The organism is Achromobacter sp. T5-5, assembly GCF_055397965.1.
This window is the reverse complement of record NZ_AP027919.1, coordinates 2,726,791-2,753,237: the sequence shown is the minus strand read 5'-3', so window position 1 is coordinate 2,753,237 and position 26,447 is coordinate 2,726,791. Positions and strand designations below refer to the sequence as shown.

Annotated in this window: 25 protein-coding genes; 12 read left to right on the top strand and 13 right to left on the bottom strand. The window is 65.5% G+C overall.

Annotated elements, in window-relative coordinates:
* Positions 1-43: 43 nt before the first annotated feature.
* A complete protein-coding gene (locus ACZ50Q_RS12425) occupies positions 44-793 on the bottom strand; it encodes an SDR family oxidoreductase (RefSeq protein WP_464081679.1) in 750 nt (249 codons plus the stop codon).
* A gap of 152 nt (positions 794-945) precedes the next feature.
* On the opposite strand from ACZ50Q_RS12425, the gene ACZ50Q_RS12420 reads away from it, so the two are divergent.
* Positions 946-2,928: an eCIS core domain-containing protein gene (locus tag ACZ50Q_RS12420; RefSeq protein ID WP_464081678.1), complete on the top strand. Its 1,983-nt coding sequence runs from the start codon at positions 946-948 to the stop codon at positions 2,926-2,928.
* Between the two features lie 42 nt (positions 2,929-2,970).
* Positions 2,971-3,393, top strand: coding sequence for a hypothetical protein (locus tag ACZ50Q_RS12415; RefSeq protein ID WP_092578533.1), 423 nt, complete (start codon positions 2,971-2,973; stop codon positions 3,391-3,393).
* 13 nt (positions 3,394-3,406) lie between these two features.
* On the opposite strand, the gene ACZ50Q_RS12410 is transcribed toward ACZ50Q_RS12415, so the two are convergent.
* Positions 3,407-4,435 (bottom strand): NADP-dependent oxidoreductase, encoded by a 1,029-nt coding sequence (locus ACZ50Q_RS12410; RefSeq protein ID WP_464081677.1) that lies wholly within the window; start codon positions 4,433-4,435, stop codon positions 3,407-3,409.
* 111 nt (positions 4,436-4,546) lie between these two features.
* Between ACZ50Q_RS12410 and ACZ50Q_RS12405 the strand changes: the two genes are divergently transcribed.
* From ACZ50Q_RS12405 to ACZ50Q_RS12395, 3 genes are all read left to right on the top strand, one after another.
* On the top strand, positions 4,547-5,446 hold the full coding sequence (locus ACZ50Q_RS12405; protein ID WP_464081676.1) for a LysR family transcriptional regulator: 900 nt from the start codon (positions 4,547-4,549) through the stop codon (positions 5,444-5,446).
* A gap of 181 nt (positions 5,447-5,627) precedes the next feature.
* Positions 5,628-6,371 carry a DUF899 domain-containing protein gene (locus ACZ50Q_RS12400; RefSeq protein WP_464081988.1) on the top strand — a complete coding sequence of 248 codons (744 nt, stop codon included), beginning with the start codon at positions 5,628-5,630 and terminating at the stop codon, positions 6,369-6,371.
* A gap of 117 nt (positions 6,372-6,488) precedes the next feature.
* A complete protein-coding gene (locus ACZ50Q_RS12395; RefSeq protein ID WP_464081675.1) occupies positions 6,489-7,067 on the top strand; it encodes a hypothetical protein in 579 nt (192 codons plus the stop codon).
* Positions 7,068-7,070: 3 nt separating this feature from the next.
* Here the strand turns inward: ACZ50Q_RS12395 and ACZ50Q_RS12390 are convergent, their stop codons facing one another.
* Entirely contained in the window at positions 7,071-8,123 is a 1,053-nt protein-coding gene (locus tag ACZ50Q_RS12390; protein ID WP_464081674.1) for a C1 domain-containing protein, read from the bottom strand.
* 171 nt (positions 8,124-8,294) lie between these two features.
* Between ACZ50Q_RS12390 and ACZ50Q_RS12385 the strand changes: the two genes are divergently transcribed.
* The 3 genes from ACZ50Q_RS12385 to ACZ50Q_RS12375 all read left to right on the top strand — a co-directional run bounded on the left by ACZ50Q_RS12385 (position 8,295) and on the right by ACZ50Q_RS12375 (position 10,111).
* The gene (locus ACZ50Q_RS12385) at positions 8,295-8,798 is read left to right on the top strand and encodes a nucleoside deaminase (protein WP_464081673.1); all 504 of its coding nucleotides are present in this window, start codon (positions 8,295-8,297) and stop codon (positions 8,796-8,798) included.
* 175 nt (positions 8,799-8,973) lie between these two features.
* The gene (locus ACZ50Q_RS12380; RefSeq protein WP_092578543.1) at positions 8,974-9,615 is read left to right on the top strand and encodes a hypothetical protein; all 642 of its coding nucleotides are present in this window, start codon (positions 8,974-8,976) and stop codon (positions 9,613-9,615) included.
* A gap of 13 nt (positions 9,616-9,628) precedes the next feature.
* A complete protein-coding gene (locus ACZ50Q_RS12375) occupies positions 9,629-10,111 on the top strand; it encodes a hypothetical protein (protein WP_464081672.1) in 483 nt (160 codons plus the stop codon).
* Here ACZ50Q_RS12375 and ACZ50Q_RS12370 read toward each other — a convergent pair.
* Positions 10,017-11,096, bottom strand: a complete 1,080-nt coding sequence (locus ACZ50Q_RS12370; protein ID WP_464081671.1) for a GlxA family transcriptional regulator — start codon at positions 11,094-11,096, stop codon at positions 10,017-10,019. The two genes, ACZ50Q_RS12375 and ACZ50Q_RS12370, sit on opposite strands and share 95 nt — an antisense overlap.
* A 105-nt stretch (positions 11,097-11,201) precedes the next feature.
* Here ACZ50Q_RS12370 and ACZ50Q_RS12365 point away from each other — a divergent pair, with 105 nt between their 5' ends.
* A complete protein-coding gene (locus tag ACZ50Q_RS12365) occupies positions 11,202-11,897 on the top strand; it encodes a GNAT family N-acetyltransferase (RefSeq protein ID WP_464081670.1) in 696 nt (231 codons plus the stop codon).
* 86 nt (positions 11,898-11,983) lie between these two features.
* Positions 11,984-12,817: a TetR/AcrR family transcriptional regulator gene (locus tag ACZ50Q_RS12360; RefSeq protein ID WP_464081669.1), complete on the top strand. Its 834-nt coding sequence runs from the start codon at positions 11,984-11,986 to the stop codon at positions 12,815-12,817.
* Here the strand turns inward: ACZ50Q_RS12360 and ACZ50Q_RS12355 are convergent.
* The 4 genes from ACZ50Q_RS12355 to ACZ50Q_RS12340 form a co-directional block, all read right to left on the bottom strand.
* A complete protein-coding gene (locus ACZ50Q_RS12355) occupies positions 12,761-13,606 on the bottom strand; it encodes an enoyl-CoA hydratase/isomerase family protein (protein ID WP_464081668.1) in 846 nt (281 codons plus the stop codon). The genes ACZ50Q_RS12360 and ACZ50Q_RS12355 overlap by 57 nt on opposite strands.
* Before the next feature lie 88 nt (positions 13,607-13,694).
* On the bottom strand, positions 13,695-14,432 hold the full coding sequence (locus tag ACZ50Q_RS12350) for an SDR family NAD(P)-dependent oxidoreductase (protein WP_464081667.1): 738 nt from the start codon (positions 14,430-14,432) through the stop codon (positions 13,695-13,697).
* A gap of 23 nt (positions 14,433-14,455) precedes the next feature.
* Entirely contained in the window at positions 14,456-16,102 is a 1,647-nt protein-coding gene (locus tag ACZ50Q_RS12345) for an AMP-binding protein (RefSeq protein ID WP_464081666.1), read from the bottom strand.
* Between the two features lie 63 nt (positions 16,103-16,165).
* On the bottom strand, positions 16,166-17,824 hold the full coding sequence (locus ACZ50Q_RS12340) for an MFS transporter (protein ID WP_464081665.1): 1,659 nt from the start codon (positions 17,822-17,824) through the stop codon (positions 16,166-16,168).
* A gap of 353 nt (positions 17,825-18,177) precedes the next feature.
* Here ACZ50Q_RS12340 and ACZ50Q_RS12335 point away from each other — a divergent pair, with 353 nt between their 5' ends.
* Both ACZ50Q_RS12335 and ACZ50Q_RS12330 read left to right on the top strand, forming a co-directional pair.
* Positions 18,178-19,479, top strand: coding sequence for a UDP-N-acetylglucosamine 1-carboxyvinyltransferase (locus ACZ50Q_RS12335; protein ID WP_464081664.1), 1,302 nt, complete (start codon positions 18,178-18,180; stop codon positions 19,477-19,479).
* Positions 19,480-19,652: 173 nt separating this feature from the next.
* On the top strand, positions 19,653-20,246 hold the full coding sequence (locus ACZ50Q_RS12330; RefSeq protein WP_464081663.1) for a YceI family protein: 594 nt from the start codon (positions 19,653-19,655) through the stop codon (positions 20,244-20,246).
* A 24-nt stretch (positions 20,247-20,270) separates the two neighbouring features.
* On the opposite strand, the gene ACZ50Q_RS12325 is transcribed toward ACZ50Q_RS12330, so the two are convergent.
* The 5 genes from ACZ50Q_RS12325 to ACZ50Q_RS12305 form a co-directional block, all read right to left on the bottom strand.
* The gene (locus ACZ50Q_RS12325) at positions 20,271-21,575 is read right to left on the bottom strand and encodes an acyl-CoA thioester hydrolase/BAAT C-terminal domain-containing protein (protein WP_464081662.1); all 1,305 of its coding nucleotides are present in this window, start codon (positions 21,573-21,575) and stop codon (positions 20,271-20,273) included.
* Between the two features lie 25 nt (positions 21,576-21,600).
* Positions 21,601-22,590 (bottom strand): Bug family tripartite tricarboxylate transporter substrate binding protein, encoded by a 990-nt coding sequence (locus ACZ50Q_RS12320; RefSeq protein WP_076520475.1) that lies wholly within the window; start codon positions 22,588-22,590, stop codon positions 21,601-21,603.
* A 236-nt stretch (positions 22,591-22,826) separates the two neighbouring features.
* Positions 22,827-24,488, bottom strand: a complete 1,662-nt coding sequence (locus ACZ50Q_RS12315) for a TRAP transporter large permease (RefSeq protein WP_092578564.1) — start codon at positions 24,486-24,488, stop codon at positions 22,827-22,829.
* A gap of 2 nt (positions 24,489-24,490) precedes the next feature.
* Positions 24,491-25,153 carry a TRAP transporter small permease subunit gene (locus ACZ50Q_RS12310; protein ID WP_076522063.1) on the bottom strand — a complete coding sequence of 221 codons (663 nt, stop codon included), beginning with the start codon at positions 25,151-25,153 and terminating at the stop codon, positions 24,491-24,493.
* 121 nt (positions 25,154-25,274) lie between these two features.
* On the bottom strand, positions 25,275-26,369 hold the full coding sequence (locus ACZ50Q_RS12305; protein WP_092578566.1) for a TRAP transporter substrate-binding protein: 1,095 nt from the start codon (positions 26,367-26,369) through the stop codon (positions 25,275-25,277).
* Positions 26,370-26,447: the final 78 nt, after the last annotated feature.

The following is a 26,447-nucleotide window of genomic DNA, read 5'->3' as shown; positions in this document are numbered from 1 at the left end:
CGCCTGGCGGCGAAGTCCGCAGTATTGCAGAAACGGCCAGCCGTCACTTCACCGCGGAATTCCCCCCGTCGGCAAACAAGGCGGACCCGCTGACGAAGCTTGCCATCGGGCTTGCCAGAAACAAGGCGGCGCTGGCGATCTCGTCCGGTCGCGCGATCCGCTTCATCGCATGCAGGCCTGCCGCCCATTCCTTCTGTGCGCTATCGCCCGCCATGGCTGTGTCCACGCCGCCCGGCATGAGCGCGTTGGCGCGGATGCCCCGATGGCCATAATCCGCCGTGATTCCCTTGACCAACCCCATCAATCCTGCCTTGGCGGCGCCATAGGCCGCCATCCCGGGAAGTCCCACGCTCGTGCCGACAAAACTGGAGGTAAAGAGGATCGCGCCGCCCCCGCGCGCCAGCATGGCGGGAATCTGGTGCGCGCTGCCAAGGAATGCCGCATGCAAGTTCACGGCGATCGTCTCCTGCCAATCGGGGAAGCTCAGGTCCGCCAGCGGTGCGATGGGTCCCGTCGCCCCGGCGTTGTTGAATGCGATATCCAGGCCGCCGAATGCCCCCACCGCTTCCGCAATCAGGCGCTCGTGCGTGTCGGGCTGGCTGGCGTCGCCCGCAACGGTGCGTACCTTTCCACCCCGGCCGCGAATGCTGGCGGCCACGTCTTCCAAAGCGGATTCGCCCCTGGCATTCAGGACCACGGCGGCCCCTTCGGCGCTGAACAACAGCGCGGCGGCGCGGCCGATTCCCGACGACGCCCCCGTGATGATGGCAATTTTTCCCTGCAGCAGGCCCATGTTGGCTCTCCGGTGTGCGTAGTGAGCCGCCATTCTCTGCGGGGGCTGCCCGCCCAGCCATCCGGTTCTTGCGGTCTGATTCCGCTGTTGCCGTCGGCTTGGGCCGTCAGCCTGCCGGCCCGTGGACGCCTTGCCGGGGTGAATGATGGGCGTTGGAATTCACCCGCCCCGATAGGCGGGTCACCCATAAAGATGGACAATATCCCGGCATCAGCGGTGTGAACGAACGGAGCGAAATCATGCGCACTTTCGTACAGCAGTCGAAGGCGTCCCCCCGCGCACCGGCCGTGCGCGGCGGACGAGGCAGCGCGGCCAGCAGGGCGGCGTGGAGTACGCCTGATGGCGCGGCCTCGGAGGATCGCAAAGCGATCACCGCGCCGTCCACGGCCGCGCCTCCTGTGCACGCGCTGGAGCGGATATCCGTGCATCCGCCGAGCGAGCCCCTCTCGATCAGCCAAGCGGGCGACCCGTCCGAGAAGCAAGCGCACCGGCTCTCCATGCAGGTTATGCAAGCGCCCGATCCGCGGCCGGGCATGCCGCGCGGCGAACCGGCGCCGGGTCGTGCGATGCGCTCCCTTCGGCAGGTTGACGTGGCCGGCGCGGCATGGGCGAGCGGATCGCCCCTTCTGGGCGAGGTCCTGGCGTCGCCCGGACATCCCCTTGATGCCTACACGCGGTCGTTCATGGAATCGCGATTCGGCACGGATTTCAGCGGCGTGCGCCTGCATTCGGACAAGCGGGCCATCGCGTCGACGGACGCCGTGCAAGCCCGCGCATTCACCGTCGGCCATCACATCGTCCTGGGTGACCACGAGTATGCGCCCGGCACGCCTGCGGGCCTGGCCCTGCTTGCGCACGAACTGGTGCACGTCATCCAGCAGTCCTCCTTGCCGGCCGGCGGCGCGATGCTGCTGCAGCGCGAGCCGCGCGGCCCAACCTACGGCAATCTGCCCAGGGACGCGCCCGCGTTCGGATCTTCGCGCGATGTGATCCGGCTCAAGAACGTCAATGGCACATGGAAAGAGGTCGGCGGCCGGTATGGCAGGACGGCGCGCGGCAACTATGACTTTGTCGTGAAGGATGGCGAGATATTCGCTGTCAAGGCCAAGAACAGGATGGGCGCGATCGGCCACACCGAGGCCGCCCGGGGCGAACGCGTCAACTGGGCCGGGCAGGTCGAGTTCGAGGGGGGCAAGGTCAAGTCCTGGAACGACGGCTCCGGGCATTACCGATCCCTGTCCAGCATGCGGCAACCGGCCGTGCAGGCCGGGCTTCCCGACGAGAAGTTTATCCAGCATCCCGAGACCGCCGGGCGCCCGCGCCCGAAGACGTCCCTGCCCCAGCTCCCGGTCGAACAGCCGGCCACCAAGCCGCGCGTCCCTGGCGAGCCGCCGAAGGTAGGCGCCGGCCCCCCGCGCATGGCGGAATTCGAGCAGCGCTATGGGAAGACGCCGGCGACCGTGCCCGCCACCGCCGCCAGCACCGTGGTGGCCGAGGAAGCGACATCGGTCCTGAAGGTCTCGGGCCGCACCGCCTCGGCGCTGGGCAAGATCGGCAGCGCCGCGGGCTGGGTGGCGGACTTCCTGATGCCCGGGCCGCAGGACGCGATCATGTTGATGGTCCAGTTCGCCATGACCTATGCCGAGGCGCAGGAGGCCGCGCGCGCGGAAGGCATGCGTTCGGGGTTTGGCCAGGGGCTGTGCGCGGGGCTGCTGCGGCTGAGCCGCGGCTGGATTCGCGACAATCTGGCGCCCAAGGTCATCAGCCGCAGCGTCGCCAGCCAGGTGGCCGCCACGACGGGGTATCGCGAGAAGGGCTTTATCCAGGGCCTCGTGGCGGGCATTTCGTTCGCGGAGCGTCTTTCCGCCGATCAGCGCAAGGCCATGATCAAGGAGGCGACGCGCGCGATGCGGGCCAAGGGCGACGACATGACGTTGCGCGCGCGCTGGGAGCGCGGCTACACGGCAAACGACATTATCGATATGGCAGTCGCCCTGGCGCCTCGCGTCTCGGAGATCCTGGAGGAAGCGCAGAAAAACGAGGAACTGCGGCAGGCGGCGGAGAACTGGCGCAAGTTCAAGCAATACGGTCCTCTCATGCCGCTGGCGCCGCTGTTCGAGGGCACTGGGCAATAGCCGCCCGCCCGTGCCGGCTGGCCGTTGGCTACACTGCCTTTTATGCGCAACAGGTCCGATCCCTTCGCCCCGCCCAGCAAGCAGCGCGCCGCGCGCCTGAATTCGCTGGTGTGGATACTTGAGCCCCTGGAGCGGGACGCAGGCTACATGCACCGCAAGATGTTCGGCGCCGATGCCGCCTACCTCGATGGCCTGCTGTACCTGATCGTCGCGGACCGCGACGATCCCTGGAATGGCGTGATGGTCTGCACGTCGCAGGAACGGCATGCGGCCTTGATGGCCGACATGCCGTCCCTGGTGCCGCATCCTGTGCTGGGCAAATGGCTTTACCTGCCGCAGACCGACGACGCGTTCGAAGCGACCGCGGCCGCGCTGGCCGGATTGGCGGTGGCCCGGGACCCGCGCCTGGGCGTGGCGCCCAAGCCGAAGGCGCGGCGCAGCAAGGCGCGCACCGTCGGCCAGTAAGGCGCCCCGGGCGTCAGTCGCCCACCCGCACCACCAGCTTCCCGAAGTTCTTCCCTTCCAGCAAACCGATCAGCGCTTCGGGCGCACGCTCCAGCCCGTCGACGACGTCCTCGCGCCAGCGCAGCTTGCCTTCGCGGATCCACTGCCCGGCCACGCGCAGGAACTCGTCTTCCTGCTCCTTCGGGAAGTCGAACACGATGAAGCCTTGCATGGTGATGCGGCGGGAAAGGATCTCGCGCATGGTCGCGGGCAGCCGGTCCGGACCGTTTCGGTCGGCTGGGCCGTCGTTGTAGTTGGCGATCGTTCCGCACACGGGCACGCGGGCAAAGTCGTTCAAGAGCGGCAGCACGGCATCCCATACATGGCCGCTGACGTTCTCGAAATACACGTCGATGCCGTCGGGGCAGGCCTCGGCCAGCTTTTGCGCGAAATCGGGAGCGCGGTGATCCACCACCACGTCAAAGCCCAGCGCTTCCTTGACGAAGGCGCACTTCTCCGGCCCGCCGGCAATGCCCACCACGCGAGCGCCCTGGATGCGCGCGATCTGGCCGACGACCGAACCCACCGCGCCGCTGGCGGCCGCGACGACGACGGTTTCGCCGCGCTTGGGCCGGCCGATGTTCAGCAATCCCACGTAGGCCGTGAGGCCGGGCATGCCCAGCACGCCCAGCGCGGTGGACGGCGGCGCAATGGCGGGATCGAGGCGGCGCAGGTCGCTGCCGTCGGACAGCGCGTAACGTTGCCAACCGGCGGCGGACAGCACGATGTCGCCTTCGCGCCAATCAGGGTGGCGGGACGTTTTGACCCGGGCGACCGTGCCGCCGACCATGACGTCACCGATTGCCATGGGCGCGGCATAGGACTTCTCGTCGCTGACGCGCCAGCGCATGTAGGGGTCCAGCGACAGGGTCTGGACTTCCAGCAGCACCTGGCCTTCGGCCGGTTCGGGAATGGGCGCGTGCTCGACGCGGAAATCACTGGCTTTGGGGCGGCCAACGGGGCGGGACGCGAGGACGACGCGCTGATTTTGGGGTTGTGTCATGGGGATGGCTCCTTGAATTGAGTCGGACATTTCGCGACAAGGGTCATCCTAGGCACGCCAGAGAGTTACAACTAGACTGATACCTCGTAAACCAGATTTCATGGATTGATAATGTCAGCCGACTTCGACCCTGCCCTGCTCCGCACCTTTGTCGCCGTCTGCCGTTACGGCAGCCTCAGCCGCGCGGCGGACCAGGCCGGCCGTGCGCAATCGGCGCTCAGTACCCAGATCCGCCGCCTGGAGGAAATGGTCGGCAAGCGCCTGCTGCATCGCACCGGCCGGGGCATGGCGCCCACGACCGAGGGGGAATTGCTGCTGAGCTACGCCAACCGCATCCTCGCGCTGGGCGAGGCCGCGGCGGCACGCTTGCGCGAGCGCGCGGTGGCGGGCAGCGTGCGCATCGGACTGTCCGAAGACGTGGCGGTGGCGGCGTTGCCGGCCGCGCTGGGGCGGCTTCGGCGTTCGTGCCCCAATCTGCATCTGGAGGTCGTGATCGACGACGGCGAGCGGCTGGCCGCGCGCTGGCAGGACGGCACGCTGGATGTGGCCGTGGGCGCCTGCGTGGGGTTCGTCGATGAACCCATCCAAACGTGGACCGTGGACCTGCACTGGGCATGCGGCATCGACGAGACCGTGGACCCGGACCAGCCGCTGGACGTGATCGTGTACGCCGAACCCTGCTCCTGGCGCCGGCTGGCGTTTGACGCGCTGACGGCGTCGGGACGTGATTTCCGGGTCTCGCTGACCAGCCACAACGTGGGCGCCACGATCGCCGCCGTCGAAAACGGCCTGGGTGTCGCCCTGCTGACGACCGAGTGCCTGCGCCCCGACACCATGCGCGTGATATCGATCGGCGACGAGGGCGCCCTGCCGTTGAGCGCGCAGTTTGGGCTGTACGCGGCGCATCGGCTGAACGAGAGCGGCCAGGCCGCCGTCGCGCTGCTGCGCGAAAGCCTGCGAGGGTGGACCGCGCAGGCGACCCCGCGCGAGGCCGCGCCGATACCCGCCTGACCGGGCTGACGCACGTGACGCCTTTACACGCCAGATTTGTTACTCCTGGCTGTGCCCCTCCTGGTGCCACACTGTTCCCACACCCCGCGCCGCATCGCTGCGCCCTCGGGATCGAAGCCATCATGAGGATCAAGCCATGACCACGCCCCCCGCATCCGGCGGCCTTGGCGCCCGGCCCGCCATGCAGACGCCCCCGGTCGTCTCCGCTGAAGACTGGGAAGCCGCCCGCCAACAACTGCTGATCAAGGAAAAAGCCCTCACCCGCGCCCGCGACGCCCTGGCCGCGGAACGCCGCCGCATGCCGTGGACGGCGGTGGACAAGGAATATGTCTTTGAAGGGCCGGCCGGCAGAGTCACGCTGCGCGATCTGTTCGACGGCCGCCGCCAGCTCATCGTCTACCGGGCGTTCCACGAACCGGGCGTGTTCGGCTGGCCGGATCACGCGTGCCGTGGCTGCTCGATGGTGGCCGATCAGGTCGCGCATCTGGCGCATCTGAATGCGCGCGACACGACACTGGTCTTTGTCTCGCGCGCGCCGCAAGCCGACATCGAACGCGTGAAGGCCCGCATGGGCTGGACGATGCCTTGGTTCACGATCACCGACCGTTTCGACGCCGACTTCGGGGTGGACGAATGGCACGGCACGAATGTGTTCTTTCGCGACGGCGACCGCCTGTTCCGCACGTATTTCCTGAACAACCGCGGCGACGAGCAGATGGGCGGCACGTGGAACTACCTGGACATCACGCCGCTGGGCCGGCAGGAGCTTTGGGAGGATTCTCCGGAAGGCTATCCGCAGACGCCCACCTACAAGTGGTGGAACTGGCACGACAGCTATGAGCCAGATGCGCCGCCGGACCAGAAGTGGGTAGAGGTGTCCGACGCGGGCGAGAAAGCGTTCCGGAACCACTGCGATCCCACGTAGGCGGAAACGGCGGCAAGGCGCATGTCTTAAGATACGCCCTCGCAAATTCTGCAGCGCGCGTCATGAAAATCGACCAAGGCCCACGCAACCGCCCGCAACGTTCCCGAGTCAGCCCGCATGAGCAGTGAACTGGCTGACTGGAAGCGCGCCTTCCGGCCTTGCCGCCTTCCTGCGATGGGTGCGCTCGTCCTCATCGGCATCGCCATCTACTGCTTTAACGCGGCAAGCGACATCCGCCTGCCCTATGACCCCGCGAAGCTGCACACGATTCAATTGCGGGTGGACAAGGTGGCAAGCTGCGACGCCCAGGCCCGGATACGCGGACGGTGGCAATCCTACAGCGTGCCTTGCGTGTATTCGGGCAACTATCCCTACATGGTGTTCAAATTCTTCGACGCGACCTACAACGTCCGGTACACCGAGGGCGAGCACGTGGAATTCATGGTGCTCGAAGACGAGGCGCAGCTTGCCGACGGCAAGATCGCGCTTCAGTACAACATGGCCATACCCGTCCGGGTCTATGGGGTGCGCAGGAACGGTGAAACGTTGGTCGACGCCAAGCAGGTCCATGACTGGAACCAGTCTCGCAAGGTGAAGCACAACATGACCGGCTGGATCGCGTTGATCCTGGCGGCCTGGCTGGCGGTGGTCACTTTCAAGCGAGCCCGCAAAATCTTGCACGAAGAAATGTGGTGAGCCTCACGCGCGCGGCGGGGCTGCGTCGAACACCCGGTTCCAGGCCTGCGCCAATGTCGGCGCGTCGTCCTCGGACACGTACTGCGGCGCGGCCCGCGCCATCGCGGCAAACAGCAGCGCATCGCAGGCGCCCTGCCACAGCGGATTGAGCGTCTGTTCGGTCTCGCCGTCTTCCTCGACCAGGATGAAAGCGCCGTCGCCCTCCACGCGCGCGGCGCGCTGCCGCAACTGGCTGTGGATCAGCAGGAACCCGGAATGGATCGGCGAGCGGGCCTTGTCGCCGCGCCGGCTGGCGGCCAGCACGCCGCGCCATTCGTCGGCGTCGCCGGCGCCCGGCTCGCCCGCTTCGTTGTGCCGCGACCACCGCATCCAGGCCCGGCTGTAGGCCATCCAGGCGTCGTGCGGCACGTTGTCGGCCAGCGCCTGCGCCTGGGCGCGCGTCAGCGTGTCGATCTTCTGGATGATGTCCAGCACGGCCTCGCCCTGCGGCCCGAACAGGACGGACAAGGGCAACTCGTCCAGCAGTTCGACCGTCACGGCGCGCCAGTAGCCGGGGTCGGCAACCAGGCCCGACATGTCGCCCAGCTTGACGACCCGCACGCGCCAGAGCTGCCCGGGCCAACGGCTGCCGATCACGATGGAATCCAGCGATTGATCCACTACCAGCCAGGGCGGCTGCGCTTGCGCCCGGGCCACGCGGCCCGCGGTCCGCTTCAATTCGACCGACGGGTTAAGGTCGTCGAACCAGTAGCCCTCGCGCACAACCGGAGGATCGGTCAGGCTCAACGCCTGCGTCACGTCGCCGCCACAGTGCCGGCACACGCGCGCCTCGCGCAGGATGCGCCCGCCGCACAAGGGGCAATCGATGTGCGCGGCCGGGATGGGTTGGCTCGCATGCGGTGACCGGTTGGCTATCGACATGAGGAACACGCCCGCCACCGGCGGGCTGATCAGGCCGGCCAGCACGGTCCAGCCGAATCCGTTGCGGCCGCGCCCCTTGGCCATGACGCCGACCACGATGGCCAGCGCGATCCAGAGAAAGAGGATGAATAGCATCGCGCGATGTTAAACCGTGCGGGGCGGCCTATATTTGACGACGCCCACGCCAGCCGGCACCCGATTGCGCCAGGCTAGGGGAATCGCCTGCCGCTGCGGTTGTCGTGTTGTAGTCCAATAAGCAGGTCGGGACCGGTGGGCGCCGGCCCATTCTTTACAAGGAGATCGCGTGTGATTACCGAAACGGACAAGCAGCATCTGGCCCGATGCGTCGAGCTGGCCAGGCAGGCGCTCGACGCCGGAGACCAGCCTTTTGGATCGGTGTTGGTGTCCGGCGACGGCCGGGTGCTGTTCGAGGACCACAACCACGTTTCCTCCGGCGACCGCACGCGGCACCCGGAGTTCGAGATCGCGCGCTGGGCCGCGGCCCATGTGCCCGAGACCGAACGCGCGGCGTGCACCGTCTATACCTCGGGCGAGCATTGCGCCATGTGCTCGGCGGCGCATGGCTGGGTGGGCCTGGGCCGGATCGTCTACGCCGTGTCGTCGGCCCAATACGCGACGTGGATGCGGGGCTGGGGCGTGCCGCCCTCGCCGGTGCGGTCCTTGCCCATTGCCGAGGTCGTCGAAGGCATCGAGACCGTGGGGCCGGTGCCGGAGTTTGTCGAACAGGTGCGCCTGCTGCATGAAGAGAACGTCCGCAGGAAGGGATTGGGACGCGGCGCCGGCATTTGAAGCAATCTGTCTTTCGTTTCACGAATCGATACACCTGTGCGAAAGACGGCAATTATTTGCGCGCGGGCCCATGCTAAGTTGGCGCCCGTGCCGTAAATCGGGGTCAGGGCCAATCGGCCCGGTCCCATCAAGATCGAAAGACGGCGCATCCCCTTTCCCCTTCTTGATACAGACCATGCAAACCAACGTTGATCGCGGCGCAGCCGGCGTCTCGGGTATCAAACGCCAGTCCGGAAATCTGATTCTCGCGCTGGGCCTGGCCTTTGCCGCCGCCGCGCCCGCCCTGGCGGCCAAGGATCCTGGCGCGGCCATCCTGCCTCCGCGCGCGGGTTCAAACAACCCGGCGCCGGTTCAACAGGCGCCCGTCCAGCAAGCGCCCGCTCAGCAAGCCCCCGCCCAACCGACCGCGGCTCAGCAGTCCCCCGCCGGCGCGCTCGCGCCCGTGCAAAAGACCCGCATCAACGATCAGGTCGCTTACGAGCGCCTTCTGAACAACAGCGGCGTGACGCTGCAATGGCTGTGGTCCGCCAAGCGCGGCAAGATGAACGCGATCGACGACAACGACGTGGTGCGCCTGGAGGGCACGCAGGCCAACCACGAAGGCACGCTGAAGGTCAAAGGCGAGGTCGTCTCGATCGACCGCGACCGCTTCGTGCTGCGCGGCACGATCCTGATCCTGGACGCGCCGGACAAGGGCCGCCGCTGCGAGCGCACGGGCGATTACGAGTTCAAGGCCACCGGCAAGCGCAAGTACTGGCGTCTTCAGCAGATGGAAGCCTGCGGCGGCCTGACGGACTACGTCGACATCTACTACTGATCTCCCGCGACCCATGCCTCCTACCGCGCTCAAGTGGCTTGCCAGCATTGTGTTCGGGCTGCTCATCGGCAGCGCGAGCTTCGGCATCACCAACCCGTTGCTGCAGGTCGTCTTCGGACTGAACCCACCCGCCGGCGAGCCGTACGTCCCCTTGGACCCCATCGCGCTGGAACGCATGCAGATCGCGGGCGCGGTCCTATATGGCGTAATCGCGGTGGTCGCGGCCGTTGTGCTGGCGCGGATTTCCAACCTGCGGCGGCTGATGGGCTGGGGCTGCGCGGTGCTGGGCGTGATCTTGCTGTTGACCGTGCCGGTCGCCCTGCTGCAGATGGACCCCGCCCTCCACACGGGCGGCGGCGCGGACGCGCGCGATGCCAACACCGCGCTGTTCTTCTTCCTGCTTATCTTTGGGCTGCCTTACCTGGGCGGCGGCCTGCTGCTGACGATCGTCGGCGCGGTGCTGGTTCGGAAGAATCGGGACAAGCCGGCGGCCTGAGCGCGGCAGGTCCGGACCGGACTGCCCCCATCCGCAATTCCCTCACCCCCTTGCCCAGCCGGCGGCGCAGCAAGGTTCGCAGCGTTGCGCCGTCCTCGTAGCCCACCTGCGCGGCGATGGCGTCGATGCTCAGATGGCTGGTGCGCAGCAGATGCACCGCGCGCTCCACCCGCAGATCCTGGAAGTACGACAGCGGCGACTTGCCCAGCACCGCCTCGATGCGGCGTTGCAGGGTGCGCGTGCTGGTGGCCAGTGCATCCGCGGCGGCGTCCAGCGAGAAGCCCTGCGCAAGGCGCTCGCGCGCCCAACGTTCAAAGCGCTCGACCAGCGGGTCTGCGCGCGCCAGGTGGTCGGGGATCATGTACGGCGCCTGCGATGGGCGCGCATCCACCAGCAGGTATCGCACGACCACGGCCGCGAGCGCGGGGCTCGCCTGGCCCAGCAGCCACAATGCAAGGTCCAGGTGCCCCATTGCCGCGCCGGCGGTGGTGAAGTCGCCGGACGGCACCATCATCCGCGCACTGTCCAGCTGGATTTGCGGATAGCGCTGGCGAAACAGCGGCGCCAGCCACCACGACGTCGTCGCCTCGTGGCCGTCGAGCAGGCCGGACTCCGCCAGCACGAAGGTGCCGATGCAGGCCGCCGCGATCCGGGCCCCGCCCGCGTGCGCGTCGCGCAGCAGGGCCAGCGCGTCCTTGACGTCGCGGCGTTCCAGCGCCGGCAGCAACTGCTCCGGCATCTTGGTGGCGATGGCCGGCAGCACCACCCAATCAGGGTTGCCCATCGCGCTCGCCGGCTTGACCGGCACGCGCATGCCCAGGCCGGTGTGCACCTCGCGCCGCACGCCGATGACGCTGATGTCAAAACGCGGTCCGGCGCCGGGCTGCTGCATTTCGGCCAGCTCGTTGGCGGTGGTAAAGGCGTCCAGGATGGCCGACAGCCCCGTATCGAAGCATCCGTCCAGGGCCAGCACGGAGAGTTTCATGGCGGAAATGACTCCAAAAATGTCACTCGCGACAATAGAGCCCGCATGCGTTCCTGTCTACATTGGCCTCACGCGCAACATGGCGCGGATCAAACTGGAACCGGCATGGATCAACAAGCACACAGTCTGGACAACCCGATCTGGACAGCACTGACGACCCACCACGCCCATCTGAGCGTAGGCGGGCCGCTTGCCCGCCGCTACTGTCCCGACGTGGCGCCGTTTGCCGCGATGGCGTCGGACGCCTCGCCCGACGCCTGGCTGGCACTGGCCCAGTTGCTGTCTGAGGGCGACCAGGTGGCGCTCCTGTCCTGCAGCCCCCTCAAGCCACCTGCCCGGCTACGCGCGCAGCCGGTCGGCAGGATCCATCAGATGGTTGCGACAACGAGGGATACCTGCCTTGCAGACCACGCCGACATCGTGACGCTTGGCGCGGCCGATGCGGCCGAAATGCTGGAACTGGCCTCCATGACCAAGCCTGGGCCCTTCTGCAAGCGGACGCACGAAATGGGCCGGTATATCGGCATCCGGTCACAGGGGCGGCTGATCGCGATGGCCGGCGAACGGATGCATCCAGGCGGACACGTTGAGATCAGCGCCGTCTGTGTGGACGCGGCGTGGCGCGGCAAGGGTCTGGCAGGACGCTTGGTGCAGGGACTGGAAGCGCAGATCTGGAAACGCGGTGAATCGCCGTTCCTGCATGTCTTGAGCAGTAACGCCGGCGCGATCGCGTTGTATGAGCGGCTGGGATTTCGCCTACGGCAGCAGTTTCACATGACGCGGGTTGAGCCGGCGGATTGACAGGCGCGCCAGCGCCCCCTGCCGACACACAAATTGTGCAAAAATTGGAGCCGGGTTTTATCTTTTACACAGGGAGCGCTAACCCCATGGCTGATGAACGGCATTCTGCTGTCGGAGGTCGGATCAGCATCTATCGCCGGCCGAACAGCAGATTCTGGCAATGCCAAGGCACCTTCGACGGCAAGAGCCAGCGTGTCAGCACCAAGACTGACGATCTGACCCAGGCGCGGCACTTTGCGGAAAACTGGTATCTGGCCAAGACAGATGCCCCGTCGGTCGCTTTGGGGCAACCCTCGGGACCGAGGAGCGGCCCGCGCGCGGAGCGGCCCACCTATAACCTGCCTCAGCACGACAAGCGCGCGCGATTTCTGGCGGCCGCCATCGATCTTGTCGCATCCGTGGGATTTCGCGAAACACAGGTCAATGCCATTGCCGAGCACGCGGGGATGTCGCCGGCGACGCTGTACCGATACTTCAAGTCGCGCGAAAGCCTGTTGGTGGAGGTTGTCGCCCATGTTTCGCAACACGAAGTGAATGTCGTGGCCGGCGTTGCAATGGGCGACGGTACGCCCGCCGATCTGCTGAAAGAATGCGCTTACACCTTCGGCAGCCGCGCCATCCGCGCCAAACAGCTTGGCTATGCCTTGGTCGCGGAACCCGTCGATTCGGCAATCGAGATCGAGCGGCTCAAGTACCGGAGCAAGCTGATGCGCGTGTTCCAGACCATCATCGAGCGCGGCATCCGCGGCGGCGACTTTGCCGATCAGAACCCGGAAGTCTCGTCGGCGTGCATCGTCGGATCCCTATTTGAAGCCCTCGTGGGACCGCTTGCTCGAAACAACGACATCGGCGAGCGCCAGCGACTAGACCGCGTCCGGGACATTGCCGAGTTTTGCGTCCGAGGCGTTGCGCGGCGTTGACGCGTGCCGGCGGCCGATGAACTGAGCCAGTCCCGCCTGCATGGCCGGGGTACTGGCATGCGCTTCCAGTGTCCTGATCTCGTTTTCCAGCGCGTCCGCCCTGCCTAGCGTAAAAGACGCGACGAGCAACGACTTTGCCCTTGCAAGCGTGTCCCGATGGGCGACCGATATCTCGCCAGCAAGCGCGACGGCGGCTTGCTTCAAGCGGTTTGCGGGCACGGTGGAATGCAGGATTCCCCAATCCACCGCCTGCGCCGCCGTGATGGACTGGCCGGACAGGATCATCCATTTGGCTCTTTGCATTCCGATGCATCGCGGCAACCGGACACTGCTGCCGCCGCCGGGGAGCAGTTCGCGCAGCGCATGCGCGTCTCCAATCGTGGCGTCGTCGGACGCGATCGCCGCATCGCAACACAGCAGCAATTCCAAGCCACCCGCGCGCACCGCGCCCTGAACCATGGCCACGACGGGCAATACAGACGCCTCGAATCGGCGGCCCACCTCGCGAAACCGGTCCAGCAAGGCCCGAACAGCCGTTCGTCCGCCTTCCAGCAGTTCGCCGAGATCCGCGCCCGCACAGAAATTTCGCCCAGCGCCACAGAATACGATCGCCTTCACGTCTGACGCAGACTCTGCCGCGTCCAGCGCCTCGAGCACGTCATCCAGCAGATCGGAATTCACCGCGTTCGCCTTCTCCGGCCGGTTCAGCGTGATCCAGGCTATACCGGCGTCCACGATGCAAATAGGCGTCAGCCGATGCCCGTTCCCATTCAATCCTGCGTTGTCCATCACATCACCTCACTCGTCATCGGCATTTACGTTGCAGCGCCCCATCGCGCCGCACCCACATTTCTTATCGCGCCTGCATAGGGCCCCGTCACGGGGCGAACCGCGTGCCGCCATCCAGCCGATAGCACGTCCCGTTGATGTAGGAATTGACCAGGATGGTCTGCACCATTGCGGCAAATTCCGCCGGAAGGCCGCTGCGCTTCGGACAAAGAAAGCCCTTTTCCATGGCCTCCATGCCCTTTTGCGGCACATTCATCGTGAGTTCCGTCTCAAAGACCCCCGGCGCGATTGCCATGCAGCGGATGCCGTATTCGGCCAGGTCGCGTGCAATCGGCAGCGTCATGCCGGCAATCGCGGCCTTGCTTGCGCTGTACGCGGCCTGCCCTTTCAGTCCGTCAAACGCGGCGATCGAACTTGTGTTCACGATCACGCCGCGCTCGCCTTGCGCGTCGACGGGGTTATGGATCATTTTTTCGGCCGCGAGGCGCAACACGTTGAAGGATCCCGTCAGGTTGATGGCAACGATGCGGTTCCATAGCTCCAGGTCGTGGGCCACTCCCCGCGAGACCGTCTTGGCAGCCGACGGCACGCCGGCGCAATTGACGACGAAACGCAGCTCGCCGAACGCGGCCGCGCCAGCTTGCACCGCTGCCTTCACTTCCTCCGGATTGCATACGTCGGTTTGAAGGGCCAGGTGATTGCCGGGCAGGTCCGATCTGGCGCGCTCAAGCCCCTGCCCATTCATGTCCAGCAGGACCAGCCTGGCGCCCTGCTCCGCCAGCAACTCCGCGGTAGCACGCCCCAGCCCGGACGCCGCGCCCGTCACGATTCCAGCCGCACCTTCAATGATCATGCCTTGACCTCCGCGCAGTCGCGCAGCTCTCTGCGCAATACGAAACGTTGGGTTTTCCCGGACGGTGTCTTGGGCAGTTCCTCCCGGTAGTGAATGCGACGCGGATAGGCATGCGCCGCGTAATCCGTACGCACTTTCTGTTTGAGCGCCTCGGACAGTTCCTCAGTGGGGGCATAGCCCTGGTTCAAGACGACGACCGCTTCGAGCACTTCGCCTCGGATCTGGTCGGGCACGGCAACGACCGCCACGTCGCGCACTGCGGGATGCGACGCGATGACCGACTCCACGTCGAACGGCCCGATGCGATAACCCGCCATGATGATCACGTCATCATCACGCGACGAAAAGCGGAAATATCCCTCGGGGTCATACGAAGCAAGATCTCCCGTCAGATACCACCGCCCGCAGGGCGTCAGCCGGTCACCATTCTTTTCGGGAGAATGGGCATATCCCTCAAACCATGCCAACGGACTGTCAGACAGGCGGGCTGCGAGCAATCCGGGTTGATCCGGGCCCAGTTCTTCATGCGTCGCCGGGTCGATGACGGTCATGTCCCAGCCCGGCAGCGCGCGCCCCATCGACCCCGGCTTGATTGGCATTGAGAGGTCGGGGTGGTGATGATTGTTGAGCAGCATCCCCGCTTCCGTCTGGCCGAAGTGGTCGTGAACCTGCGCGCCCAGACTGGCTGGCGCCCATTGGTTCACGTCCGGGGTGAGCGGTTCTCCCGCGCTGGAAGCACACCGTAAGGCGACATAACCGTCAGGGACGCCATGCGCCTTCAGGCTGCGGTAAACGGTGGGAGCCGCGGTAAAGTTGGTCACGCCTTCGCGCTTGAGCACGGCCAGCGTGCCGTCAGGCGTGAATTTCTCGACATGCATAATGGATTCGACCCCCGTCGACAGCGAAACCAGCACGCCAAAATAGAGGCCATATGCCCAACCGGGGTCAGCGGCATTCCAGAAAATGTCGCTTGGGACGAGGCCAAGACCGAATTTGCCATATGCCTGAAAGCCCGCGATCGCTCGCAGCGGCACGACGACCCCCTTGGGCTTTCCGGTGGTGCCGGACGTGTACACCTCGATCACGGCGCCGTCGCCCGAAGTACGGTGAGCTCGAAATTCGCTTTCTCCGCTCATCTCGATGTCGGCCAATGTGAGGTCGCTTCTGCCCCCGGCGCCCGCGATTGCCAGCGCCAGCCCGGGAAGCGCGCCGACCAGCCCATCGAGCTTCGGCCTCTGGGCCTCGTCGCAGACTACGAGCTTCGCACCGCTGCTGGCCAGCCGCATTTCAATGGCTGGCTTTGCAAACGCGGTGAATAGCGGTACGTACACGGCGCCCAGCCGCCAGATGGCAAGCAGCGTGACGAGGTAATCCTCGCCCTTGGACATCAGCGACGCAATGCGGTCTCCCACGCCGTAGCCCCGGCTTTTCAGGCCTGCGGCCAGTCTTTCGGAGCGCTCACGCAGCCGGCCATAGGTGACGGCGGTGGCCTCCCCATCGCTTGTCACGATGCGATAGGCGATTTTCTGCGGGTCGTGGCGGTCGCACAGCAGGTAACTCGCGCACGCATCGTCTGCCCGGTAGGCGTTGATGAGGTCCGCAAGCCGACTTCTTATCAGCGGGCTGTATTCCCGTGTTTTCATGGTTGTCTCCTTCTCTATGTCTCGTCCTGGGTAAGTCTGCAATCCGGCATTCGGCCGTTGCCTTCACCCTCGGGAGATGTCCGTCCCTTTGGTTTCGCGCGCGAACACCAGGCTCAGCACCGTGCAGGCCGCCGCAATGCCTACCGGGTAGTACAAGCCCGCGTAGATGTTTCCCGTGGCCGCCACGATCGCGAAGGCCGTCGCAGGCAGAAATCCGCCGAACCAGGCCGCGCTCAGGTGGTACGGAAAAGACATTGCGGTGTAACGGATGCGCGACGGGAACATTTCCAGCAGCGATGTCGTGGACGGGGCAAATGTGATGGTTCCGAAACTGAGCAGCACCATCAGCAGCACAACGATGACGGGGGCATTGACGTCCTGGGGATTGGCGGTGCCAAGCGGGTAGCCTTTATCGACAAGCGCGGCGCGCAACTCGGCATCGAACCGTTGCTTTTCCTGCGCCGCATTCGAGGCGTCCCCCCGATAAGACACGATCGCCTTGTCGCCTACCCGGATTTCGGCAAGGTTCGTGTTCGTGTTTGGCGTGCTCGTATAGTTCAGCCCCAGCGTCGTCATGGCATTGGTTGCAACGTCGCATGACGACGTGAATTTCCTCGTTCCCAGCAAGTTGAACTGGACCGAGCAATCAGCCGGATTTGCCGCGATCACGATAGGCGCGGCCTGCTGGGCGCGTTCCAGCGCGGGGTTGGCAAAATGCGTCAGCCCCTGGAAAACCGGAATCGTCAGCAACGCCGCGAGCACGTAACCGCCGATGTAGACGGGACGTCTGCCGATGCGGTCTGAAAGATTGGCAAAGACAATGTAGAGTGGCGCGGTAAGCAGCGTCGCGACGATCAACATGAAGTTCGCTGTCAGCGTTTCGACCTTGAGCACCTTGGTCAGGAAAAACAGCGAGTAGAACTGGCCCGTATACCAGAGCACCGCCTGCGCTGGCAGGATGCACAGCGCGCCGATCAGGATGAGGCGTACGTTCTTCCAGGTGCCGAAGGTCTCGGCAAGCGGGGACTTCGACGCGCGGCCTTCCGCCTTCATTTTCTTGAACTCGGGAGACTCGTCCAGCTTCAGGCGGATCCACAGCGAGATGAGAAGCAGCAAGATGGAGATGATGAACGGAATGCGCCAGCCCCATGCGGCGAATGTCTCCTGTCCCATGGTGAGCCGAAGCGGGATGATGACGGCCACTGCCAGCAGGAAACCGACCGCGGCCGTCAGGATCACCCACGCCGTCCAGGTTGCGCGCTTGTTCGTCGGGGCATGCTCGGCGACGTAGATCATGGCTCCGCCGAATTCCCCGCCCAGCGCCAGGCCCTGGACCATGCGCATCACGACGAAACCGATTGGCGCGATGAGACCGGCCGACTCGTAGGAGGGCAGCACGCCGATCAAGAACGTGGAGCCGCCCATCAGCACGATGGTGACGAGAAACGTGTACTTGCGCCCCACCAGGTCGCCCAGTCGGCCAAAGACGATGGCGCCGAACGGGCGAAGCATGAAACCCGCCGCAAACCCGAGCAGCGTGAAGATGAATCCCGCCGTCGGATTCACCCCCGAGAAAAACACGCGAGCGATCTCGGCGGCAAGAAGCCCGATCAGAAAGAAATCGTAGAACTCGAACACCGTGCCAAGGGACGCAGCGACGATGACGCGCTTGTCCCTTTTTGACATCGATGAAGAACGTGGTGCAGTTGCGGTAGCTTCCATTTCCCCTCCTCCTGTGTGAAGGCCTTCGTCTGGTAATGCTGAGGTTTCACCCGTACGGCCCAGCGGATCGCAGCGTCGGAACGCCTTCCGCTTTATGTGCAAGAATAATATTTATAATTATCGTATTTGTCCATATATGTGAAAACCCGAATACCGTGTCCCCGTTGGCCGCAGCGACGACGCGACCCTGACGATCGCTGGCCAATGCCGCGCGGCGACATTCGCAGACGCCCGGGTGCCGCGGGCGCTTTCAGATTGAAATGTCTTGGGGTGTTTGGTGGGGAATGGCGCCCGGGAGACCCCAGTACAATCGCGGCGCTCTCCCCTATTTCTTTCCTGGCGCGTCCATCCCCATGTCCAACCTCATCGTCCACGGCGGCACGCCCCTGCGCGGCCGCGTCGTCCCCTCGGCCAACAAGAACGCGGTGCTGCCGATCCTGTGCGCCACGCTGTTGACCGATCAGCCGCTGAAACTGCATGGGGTGCCGGACATCACCGATGTGCGCAAGATCCTGGACATCTTCCGCACGCTGGGCAGCGACGTCCGGCTGGACGACGCGACGCGCACGCTGGAACTGCATCACAAGAACACGGTTTTCGACGCGGCCAAGCACCGGCTGCCCGAGGAGATGCGGTCGTCGATCATGCTGGTACCGCCGCTATTGGCGCGCTTTGGCGTGGCGCGGCTGGAGGACAACGTCAAGGGTTGCACGCTGGGCGTGCGCGAGATCGATCCGCACGTGGACATCTTCCGCTCGTTTGGCGGCGAGGTGGAACGCGCCAGCGGGTCGCTGCTGGTTCGCGCGGGCGGCCCGCTCAAGCCCACGCACCATTGGCTGGACTATGCGTCCGTGACGACGACCGAGAATTTCGTGCTTTGCGCGGCCGCGGCCGAGGGCGAGTCCACGTTGACCAATGCGGCCTCGGAGCCGCACGTGCAGGAATTCTGCCGCTTCATGGCGATGATGGGCGCCGAGATCGACGGCATCGGCACGTCGCGCCTGGCGGTGCGGGGCGGCAAGCAACTGGGCGGCGGCGAATTCACTTTCGAGGAAGACTTCCACGAGATCACGACCTTCCTCGCGCTGGGCGCGATCACGGGCGGCGACGTGGTGGTGCGCAACAGCACGCCGGGCAACTTCCCCCTGATCGACCGCACGTTCGCCAAGTTCGGCGTGACGATCGAGCACAAGGACGGATGGTCGCGCGCGCTGCGCTCGGGGCCGCTGAAGGTGCAGACGCCCTTCACCAGCAATGTGCTGACCAAGGTCGAGGCGGCGCCCTGGCCGTATTTCCCGGTGGACCTGCTGCCGATCTTCATTGCGCTGGGCGTGTGCGCCGAAGGCAATGCGATGTTCTGGAACAAGGTCTACGACGGCGCGCTGGGCTGGACGGGCGAGCTCTCGAAGTTTGGCGCGCACGTGTTCTCGTCGGACCCGCACCGCGTGGTGACCTTCGGCGGCAATCCGCTGACGCCCGCGGTGGTGGAAAGCCCCTACATCATCCGCGTGGCGATCGCGCTCTTCATGGTGGCCAGCAGCATCAAAGGCCGCTCCGAAATCCGCAACGCCACCCCGATCCGCCGCGCCCATCCGCAATTTGTCGAGAACCTGCGCAGCCTCGGCGTGCAAGTCGAATGGGCGAACGACGAGTAGGCAACCTGGCTGGGCAAGGCGGATTGATACGAGGGAACGGGGTACGCGGGCTCCCCCTGCCTTTTTGATTTAGGCCGGGTTCCTGACAATGCACTGAATGTTATTGTCGTGCTTTCGCTGCACGCTGGCGGCCTGCCCCAGCGTGGCTTGAACGCCATCCACAAGGAGCCGCAATGAAGTTGATCCCGTCCCTGCTGCTGGGCGCCGGCGCGCTGGCGCTGACCGCCGCCGTGACCGCCGCAACCGCCGCGCCGGTCACCTATGACCTGGATCCCTCGCACACCTACCCCAGCTTCGAGGCCGACCACTTCGGCGGCCTGTCTACCTGGCGCGGCAAGTTCAACCAATCGAGCGGCGTGGTCGTGCTGGACCGCCAGGCGCGCACGGGCACGTTGGAGGTCACCGTGGACATCGGCTCGGTGGACTTCGGCCATGACGAGATGAATAAGCATGCGGTCGCCCCAGACATCTTCAACGCGGCCAAGTACCCCACCGCCACCTTCAAGGGCAAGTTCACCAAATTCGACGGCGACAAACCCGAAGAAGCCACGGGCGACCTGACGCTGCGCGGCGTCACGCGCCCGATGAAACTGGAGATCGACGACTTCAAGTGCATCGACCACCCGATGGTCAAGCGCGAGGTCTGCGGCGCCGACGCCTCCACGGAATTCAGCCGCAAGGATTTCGGCCTGGACTTCGGGCTGGACATGGGCTTCAAGCCCGAAGTGAAGCTGAAGATCCAGGTCGAGGCGGTGCGCCGGAACTGATCGGTGCGGGCCGCCCTGCCAGGGCTATTCGACCGCGCCCTGCCTCTGGCGCGCCTGCGCCAGAAAGTCCAGCGCCGCCCGGTACGACCCCTCATTGCCCGCCGCATTCGCCGACGGCGTGCCGCCCGCATCCAGCAGCAGGCCCGACATGGCGTGCGGTTTGTTGATCAGCGTGGCGGGCAGGCACGGATAGTGGACGTGGTGGCCGGCCCCTGCACACACGTAGTGGAACGTCGGCAGCCCGTGCGCCTGGCGCTGGCGCACCACCATTTCCGAATAGGCGGTGCTGGGCCAGAAGCCGTCATCCGACGCGCTGACCAGCATGACCGGACCGGGATAGTTTTCGACCGGGATGCGCGCCCGCTCGAATGCCGAGGCATCGCGCGTGGCGCTCAGGAACGCCAGGGTCTGCCGATACGGCGGCTCGGACGCATACGCGGCGTTCCAGTCTGCCGTGGCGTTGTCCTGCCACAGGTGCGGAAGCGGTTCGCCATGGCGGGTCCAGACCTGGGCGTCGCGCCCCGTTCCGGGCGAACCGGCGCTTACCACGCCATGCATGACGGGCGACGGCACATAGGCGACGACGGCGCTCACCAGGTCGGGAAAATGCGAGGCGACAAGCAGGGAGGTCTCGCCGCCCCGGCTGATCCCCGACACCGCCACGAAGCCATCGCGCGGCTGGAGGGATCTGCGGATCCATTTCAGCGCCGACTCGAAGTATTCGAGCGGCATATCGTTCAGGTATTTCGGCCGCCCTTCGTAGTTGAAGATCGCCAGCGCCAGGCACTGGTAACCGCGGGCGGCAAAGAGCGCGGCGCGCGGCGCATTGACGCCGCCCGACGAACCGTTCATGTAGATGACGGCCGGATGCGGGCCGGGACCGGCCGGGACGTAGAGCTCGCCGGACAGCATCATGCCGTCCACCTCTTCACGCACGGACCGGTGGGTGACGCCGGCCGCCAGGAACTCCTGGATCAACGTGGCGTCGGCCGACAATGCCCCGTTCGTCGCGTGCAGGTGCACGGTGAGCGCGTCGGTGCTGTCGGGCGGAAACACCACCTGGTCCATGTCCTGGCACATCATGGACCAGACGATGCCCATCGCGGCGGGCTCGGCATAAGAGCCCGACACCGGGCAGTCGCGGCGCAGGTCCAGGCGGCCGTCGTGCCCGGCCACGAAGACGGCCTCCGAGCGCCACGTCGCGCCGCACATGCGCATGCTGGCCGTGACGGTAATGAAGGCGTAGGCGGGAAAACCTTCGATGCGGATGTCGCGCTCGACGTCGATCAGCGCGCGTTCGGGTGTTACCGTGATGCGGGGCTGGGTCACAGTCGTCTCCTTGGCCGCCGCGGCCTCAAGCCTTCAGGTCCGTCTTGGGCACGTTGTTGGCCTTGATGACCTGGGCCCACATGGCCGATTCGTCGGCGATGACCTTGTCCAGGTCCGCCGACGAGGTGAACTCGACGGCCACGCCCTGCTCCGCGAACTGCTGCACCAGGCTGGGGTCGCGCGTGCCCTCGCGCACGGCGTGCTCCAGCGTCCTGGCCACGTCGGCGGGCATGGCCGCCGGACCCGAGATCATCATGCGGGTGTAAAGCTCGAAGTCGTCGACACCCGCTTCTTTCATGGTGGGCACGTCGGGCAGGCTGGACAGCCGCTTGTCCGAGGTGACGGCCAGCACCTTGACCTTGCCCGCCTTGATGTGGGGCAGCGCCGACGTGGGGAAGTCGAACGTGCTTTGCACGGTGCCCGCCATCAGGTCCAGCAGCGCGGGACCGCTGCCCTTGTAGGGCACGTCCTGGAACTGGGTGCCGGTCTTGGACTGGAAGTGCAGCAGCGCCAGATGGTTGATCACGCCGCGGCCGGCATGCGCGCAGGTGATGTCGTTGGGCTTTTTGCGGGCCAGCGCGACGAATTCCTGCACGCTGTTCACGCCCAGTTCGGGATGCACGATCAGCAGCATGGGGGATTTGCCCATCGATCCGAGCTGCTTGAAGTCCGAGGGCTGGTACGGCAGGTTGTTGTAAAGCAAGGGATTGAGGATCATGCCGTTGGTGCCGGCAAAGCCGAGGGTGTAGCCGTCCGGCTCGGCCCGCGCGACGGCGACGGTGGCGATGATGGCCTGCCCGCCCGGCCGGTTCTCGACGACGACGTTCTGCTTGAGCGTCTTGCCCATGCGCTCGGCCAGCGCGCGGGCGGCGATGTCGGTCAGGCCGCCGGGCGCAAAGCCCACCAGCAGCCGCACCGGGCGCGTGGGAAAGGCGTTCTGCTGGGCCCAGGCGGGGCGGGAAATCAGCGGCAAGGCGGCGAGCGCGCCCAGGGCGCGGCGGCGGGACATACGCATTCGATTCTCCGAACAAGGCAACGGGCACACAGGCCACCTGACGGGCGGATGCCGTCACGGTGACGGTATTCTGTATGCGATACAACGCGGGTGCCATTTAGGGATATCCCCAAATGAAAATGCCGGCATCGCTGCCGGCATTCCCTGTGGTGCGCACCTGACGTGCACACCTGACGTGCACACCTGCTTTCCGTTCCTATCGGGCATGCCTGTGCAGCATGCCCGCGGATCGCCTGCTATTTGAAGCCGGCTCCCGGATCGTCGTTGCCATAGGTGCTGGTCCCGTAAGACGTGTCCACCTCGATTTTCACCTTGGTCGCATCGACCTTGACCTCATCGCTCTTGTAGTGCATGACCAGTCCGGGGAACGCCATCACCGCGACGACCATCGCCAGCTGGATGACGATGAACGGAATGGACCCGCGATAGATCTGCCCCGTCGTCACGGGTTCGATCATCCTGCCCGTGACCTTGTCCTTGTACCGGTCCTTGGGCGCGACGGACCGCAGATAGAACAGCGCAAAGCCAAAGGGCGGATGCATGAACGAGGTTTGCATGTTCACCGCGAGCAGGACGCCGAACCAGATCAGGTCGATGCCCAGCTTGTCGGCGACGGGCCCCAGCAGGGGCACGATGATGAAGGCCAGTTCGAAGAAGTCCAGGAAGAACGCCAGCACGAACGTCAGCACGCTGACGGCGATGAGAAAGCCCAGCTCGCCGCCCGGCAGGCTGACCAGCAGGTGCTCGACCCACAGATCGCCGTTGACGCCGCGGAAGGTCAGGCCGAAGACCGTGGAGCCCACCAGGATGAACACCACGAAGGTCGACAGCTTGGTCGTGGTGTCCATCGCCTGCTTGAGCAGGTTCAGCGTCAGGCGGCCACGGACCAGGGCCATGATGATGGCGCCCACCGCGCCCATCGCGCCCCCTTCGGTGGGCGTCGCCACCCCGATGAAGATCGTGCCCAGCACCAGGAAGATCAGGAACAGCGGCGGGATCATCACGAAGGTCACGCGCTCGGCCAGGGCCGAGAGCATGCCGATCTTGAACACCTTGTTGACGCCGGCGATGATGAAGGCGGTCAGGCCCCAGATCAGGAGCGACAGCACGATCTGCTCGTCCACGGGCGCCGTGTCGGTTTCGATGTACTGGCCGACGAAGTACGCCGACAGCGCCGAAATCACCATCAGCACCAGCAGGGACCGGCCGCCGCGCGTGCCGTTGTCTTCACGGAACGAGCGCGCCTCCTCGGGAAGCGCCGGCGCCGAGCCCGGCCGGATGTACGACATGATGACGACGAACAGCACATACGTGCCCGCCAGCATGAAACCCGGCACGATGGCGCCGCGGTACATGTCGCCGATGGAACGGCCCAACTGGTCGGCCAGGATGATCAGCACCAGCGACGGCGGAATGATCTGGGACAGCGTGCCGGAGGCGGCGATGATGCCGCTTGCCAGCCTGCGGTCGTAGCCGTAGCGCAGCATGATGGGCAGGGAGATCAGGCCCATCGAGATCACCGACGCCGACACGACGCCGGTGGTGGCCGCCAGCATCGCGCCCACGAAGACCACGGCGATCGCCAGCCCTCCCCGCACGGTGCCGAACAACTGGCCGATGGTCTCCAGCAGGTCCTCGGCCATGCCTGACCTTTCCAGCACCAGCCCCATGAGGGTAAAGAATGGCACGGCCAGCAAGGTGTCGTTGGCGATGATGCCGAAAATGCGTTGCGGCAATGCCTGGAACAAGGCGACGTTCAGCAGGCCGAGTTCGATGCCCACCAGCGCAAAGAGAATGCCATTGGCGGCCAGCGCGAACGCCACCGGAAAGCCCAGCAGCAGGAACGCCACAAGCGTGGCGAACATGATGGGGGCCATGTTTGCAGTCAGAAATTCCATGGTCAGCGTCCGTCCTGTCCGTTCTTGTCGCGGCTGCCGCCGGGCCCTTCCGCGCGGTGCGCGCCCAGGGCGCGTTCTTCACGCTGGCGCGCTTCTTCCGCGATCTCCAGGGCCAGGGCTTCCTCGGCCGACATCTCGGTGGGACGGGCGCCGGGGTCCGGGCATTTGCCCATCAGGAAACCGATGCACTTGATCAGGTGCGACAACCCCGCCAGCACCAGCAGGCCGAAGCCAACCGGAATCAGCAGCTTCACCGGCCAGCGCACCAGCCCGCCGGTGTTCGACGACTGCTCGTTGGTCAGGAAGGAGTCCATGAACACCGGCCAGGACAGATAGGTGATCAGCAGGCAGGCCGGCATGAGAAAGAAGATGACGCCGAAGATGTCGATGTAGATCTGCTTGCGGCGCGACAGCCGCGAAGACAGCACATCCACGCGCACGTGTTCGTTGCGCAGGAGCGTGTAGCCGGCGGCGAGCAGGAAGATCGCGCCGAACAGATACCACTGCAATTCGAGCCAGGCGTTCGAACTGGTCTGGAATGTCTTGCGGATGATGGCATTGCCTGCGCTGACCACGACGACGACCAGCGTCAGCCACGTCACGCACCGGCCGACCACCGTGTTGATCGCATCGATCAACCGGGATAGGGCTAGAAGGGCATTCATGTTGGATTCCGGGACCGCGCGGCGCATGGCGCGCGGTCAATATGCAACTCGGGAGAGGAGAGAACCGACAAGCGCGCGCGGATGCGGCACATCCGCGCGCGCCGGCAAGACCAGTGGCCGCTTACTTGCCGCGGTTGATCGTGCCCATGTAGCTGTCATAGCTGCCTTCGGCGACGCGGAACCAGGGAAGCTGGTCGTCGCGGAACTTCTTCATGCTTTCGTAGACCTTCTTGAAGGCAGGGTTCTTGGCGCCCATTTCTTCGTACAGCTTGACCGCTTCGGCGTAGCACGCGTCCATCACCGGCTTGGGGAACGATTGCAGCTTGGCGCCCTGCGCGATCAGGCGGCGCAGCGCGGCCGGGTTCTCGGCGTCGTACTTGGCGATCATGTCGTTGGTCGCCGCGGCCGAGGCCTGTGCCAGGATGGCCTGGTACTGCTTGGGCAGCTTGTTGTACGCGTCCTGGTTGACGTAGAGCGACACCTGCAGCGTGCCTTCCCACCAGCCCGGGTAGTAGTAGTGCGGGGCAACCTTGTTGAAGCCCAGCTTTTCGTCATCGTAGGGGCCGATCCATTCGGCCGCGTCGATGGTGCCCTTTTCCAGCGCCGGGTAGATGTCGCCGCCGGCGATCTGCTGCGGCACCACGCCCAGGCGCGAAAGCACGGCGCCAGCAAAGGCGCTGACGCGGAACTTCAGGCCCTTCAGATCGTCGACGGTCTTGATTTCCTTGCGGAACCAGCCGCCCATCTGCGTGCCGGTGTAGCCGCAGGGGAAGTTGACGATGTTGTAGGCCTTGAAGACTTCGCGCATCAGCGTCAGGCCGTCGCCGTGACGCATCCACGAATTCATCTGGCGCGTGTTCAGGCCGAACGGAACAGCCGCGTCAAAGCTCAGGACGGGGTCCTTGCCGTAGTAGTAGTACGACGCGCTGTGGCCGCATTCGATCGTGCCGTTCTGGACGCCGTCCAGCACTTGCAGGGCCGGAACGATTTCGCCTGCGGGAAACACGCGGATGGAAAATTTTCCGCCCGTGGCTTCCGACACGTACTTGGCGACGCTTTCGCCACCGGAAAAGATGGCATCCGCGCTACGCGGAAAACTGGACGCCAGGCGCCAGTTCAGGGTGGGGGCCTCCTGGGCAATGGCGGGCGCCGCCAGGGTCGCGCCGCCGGCGGCAGCGCCCAGGGTGGCTTTTTTCAGAAAGGAACGGCGTTGCATCTAGTCTCTCCAACTTTGGGTAAAGTTCTCTCGATTCCGGGACGGATTGGTGGAGCCCCGACGCGCGATCCTGCGGGT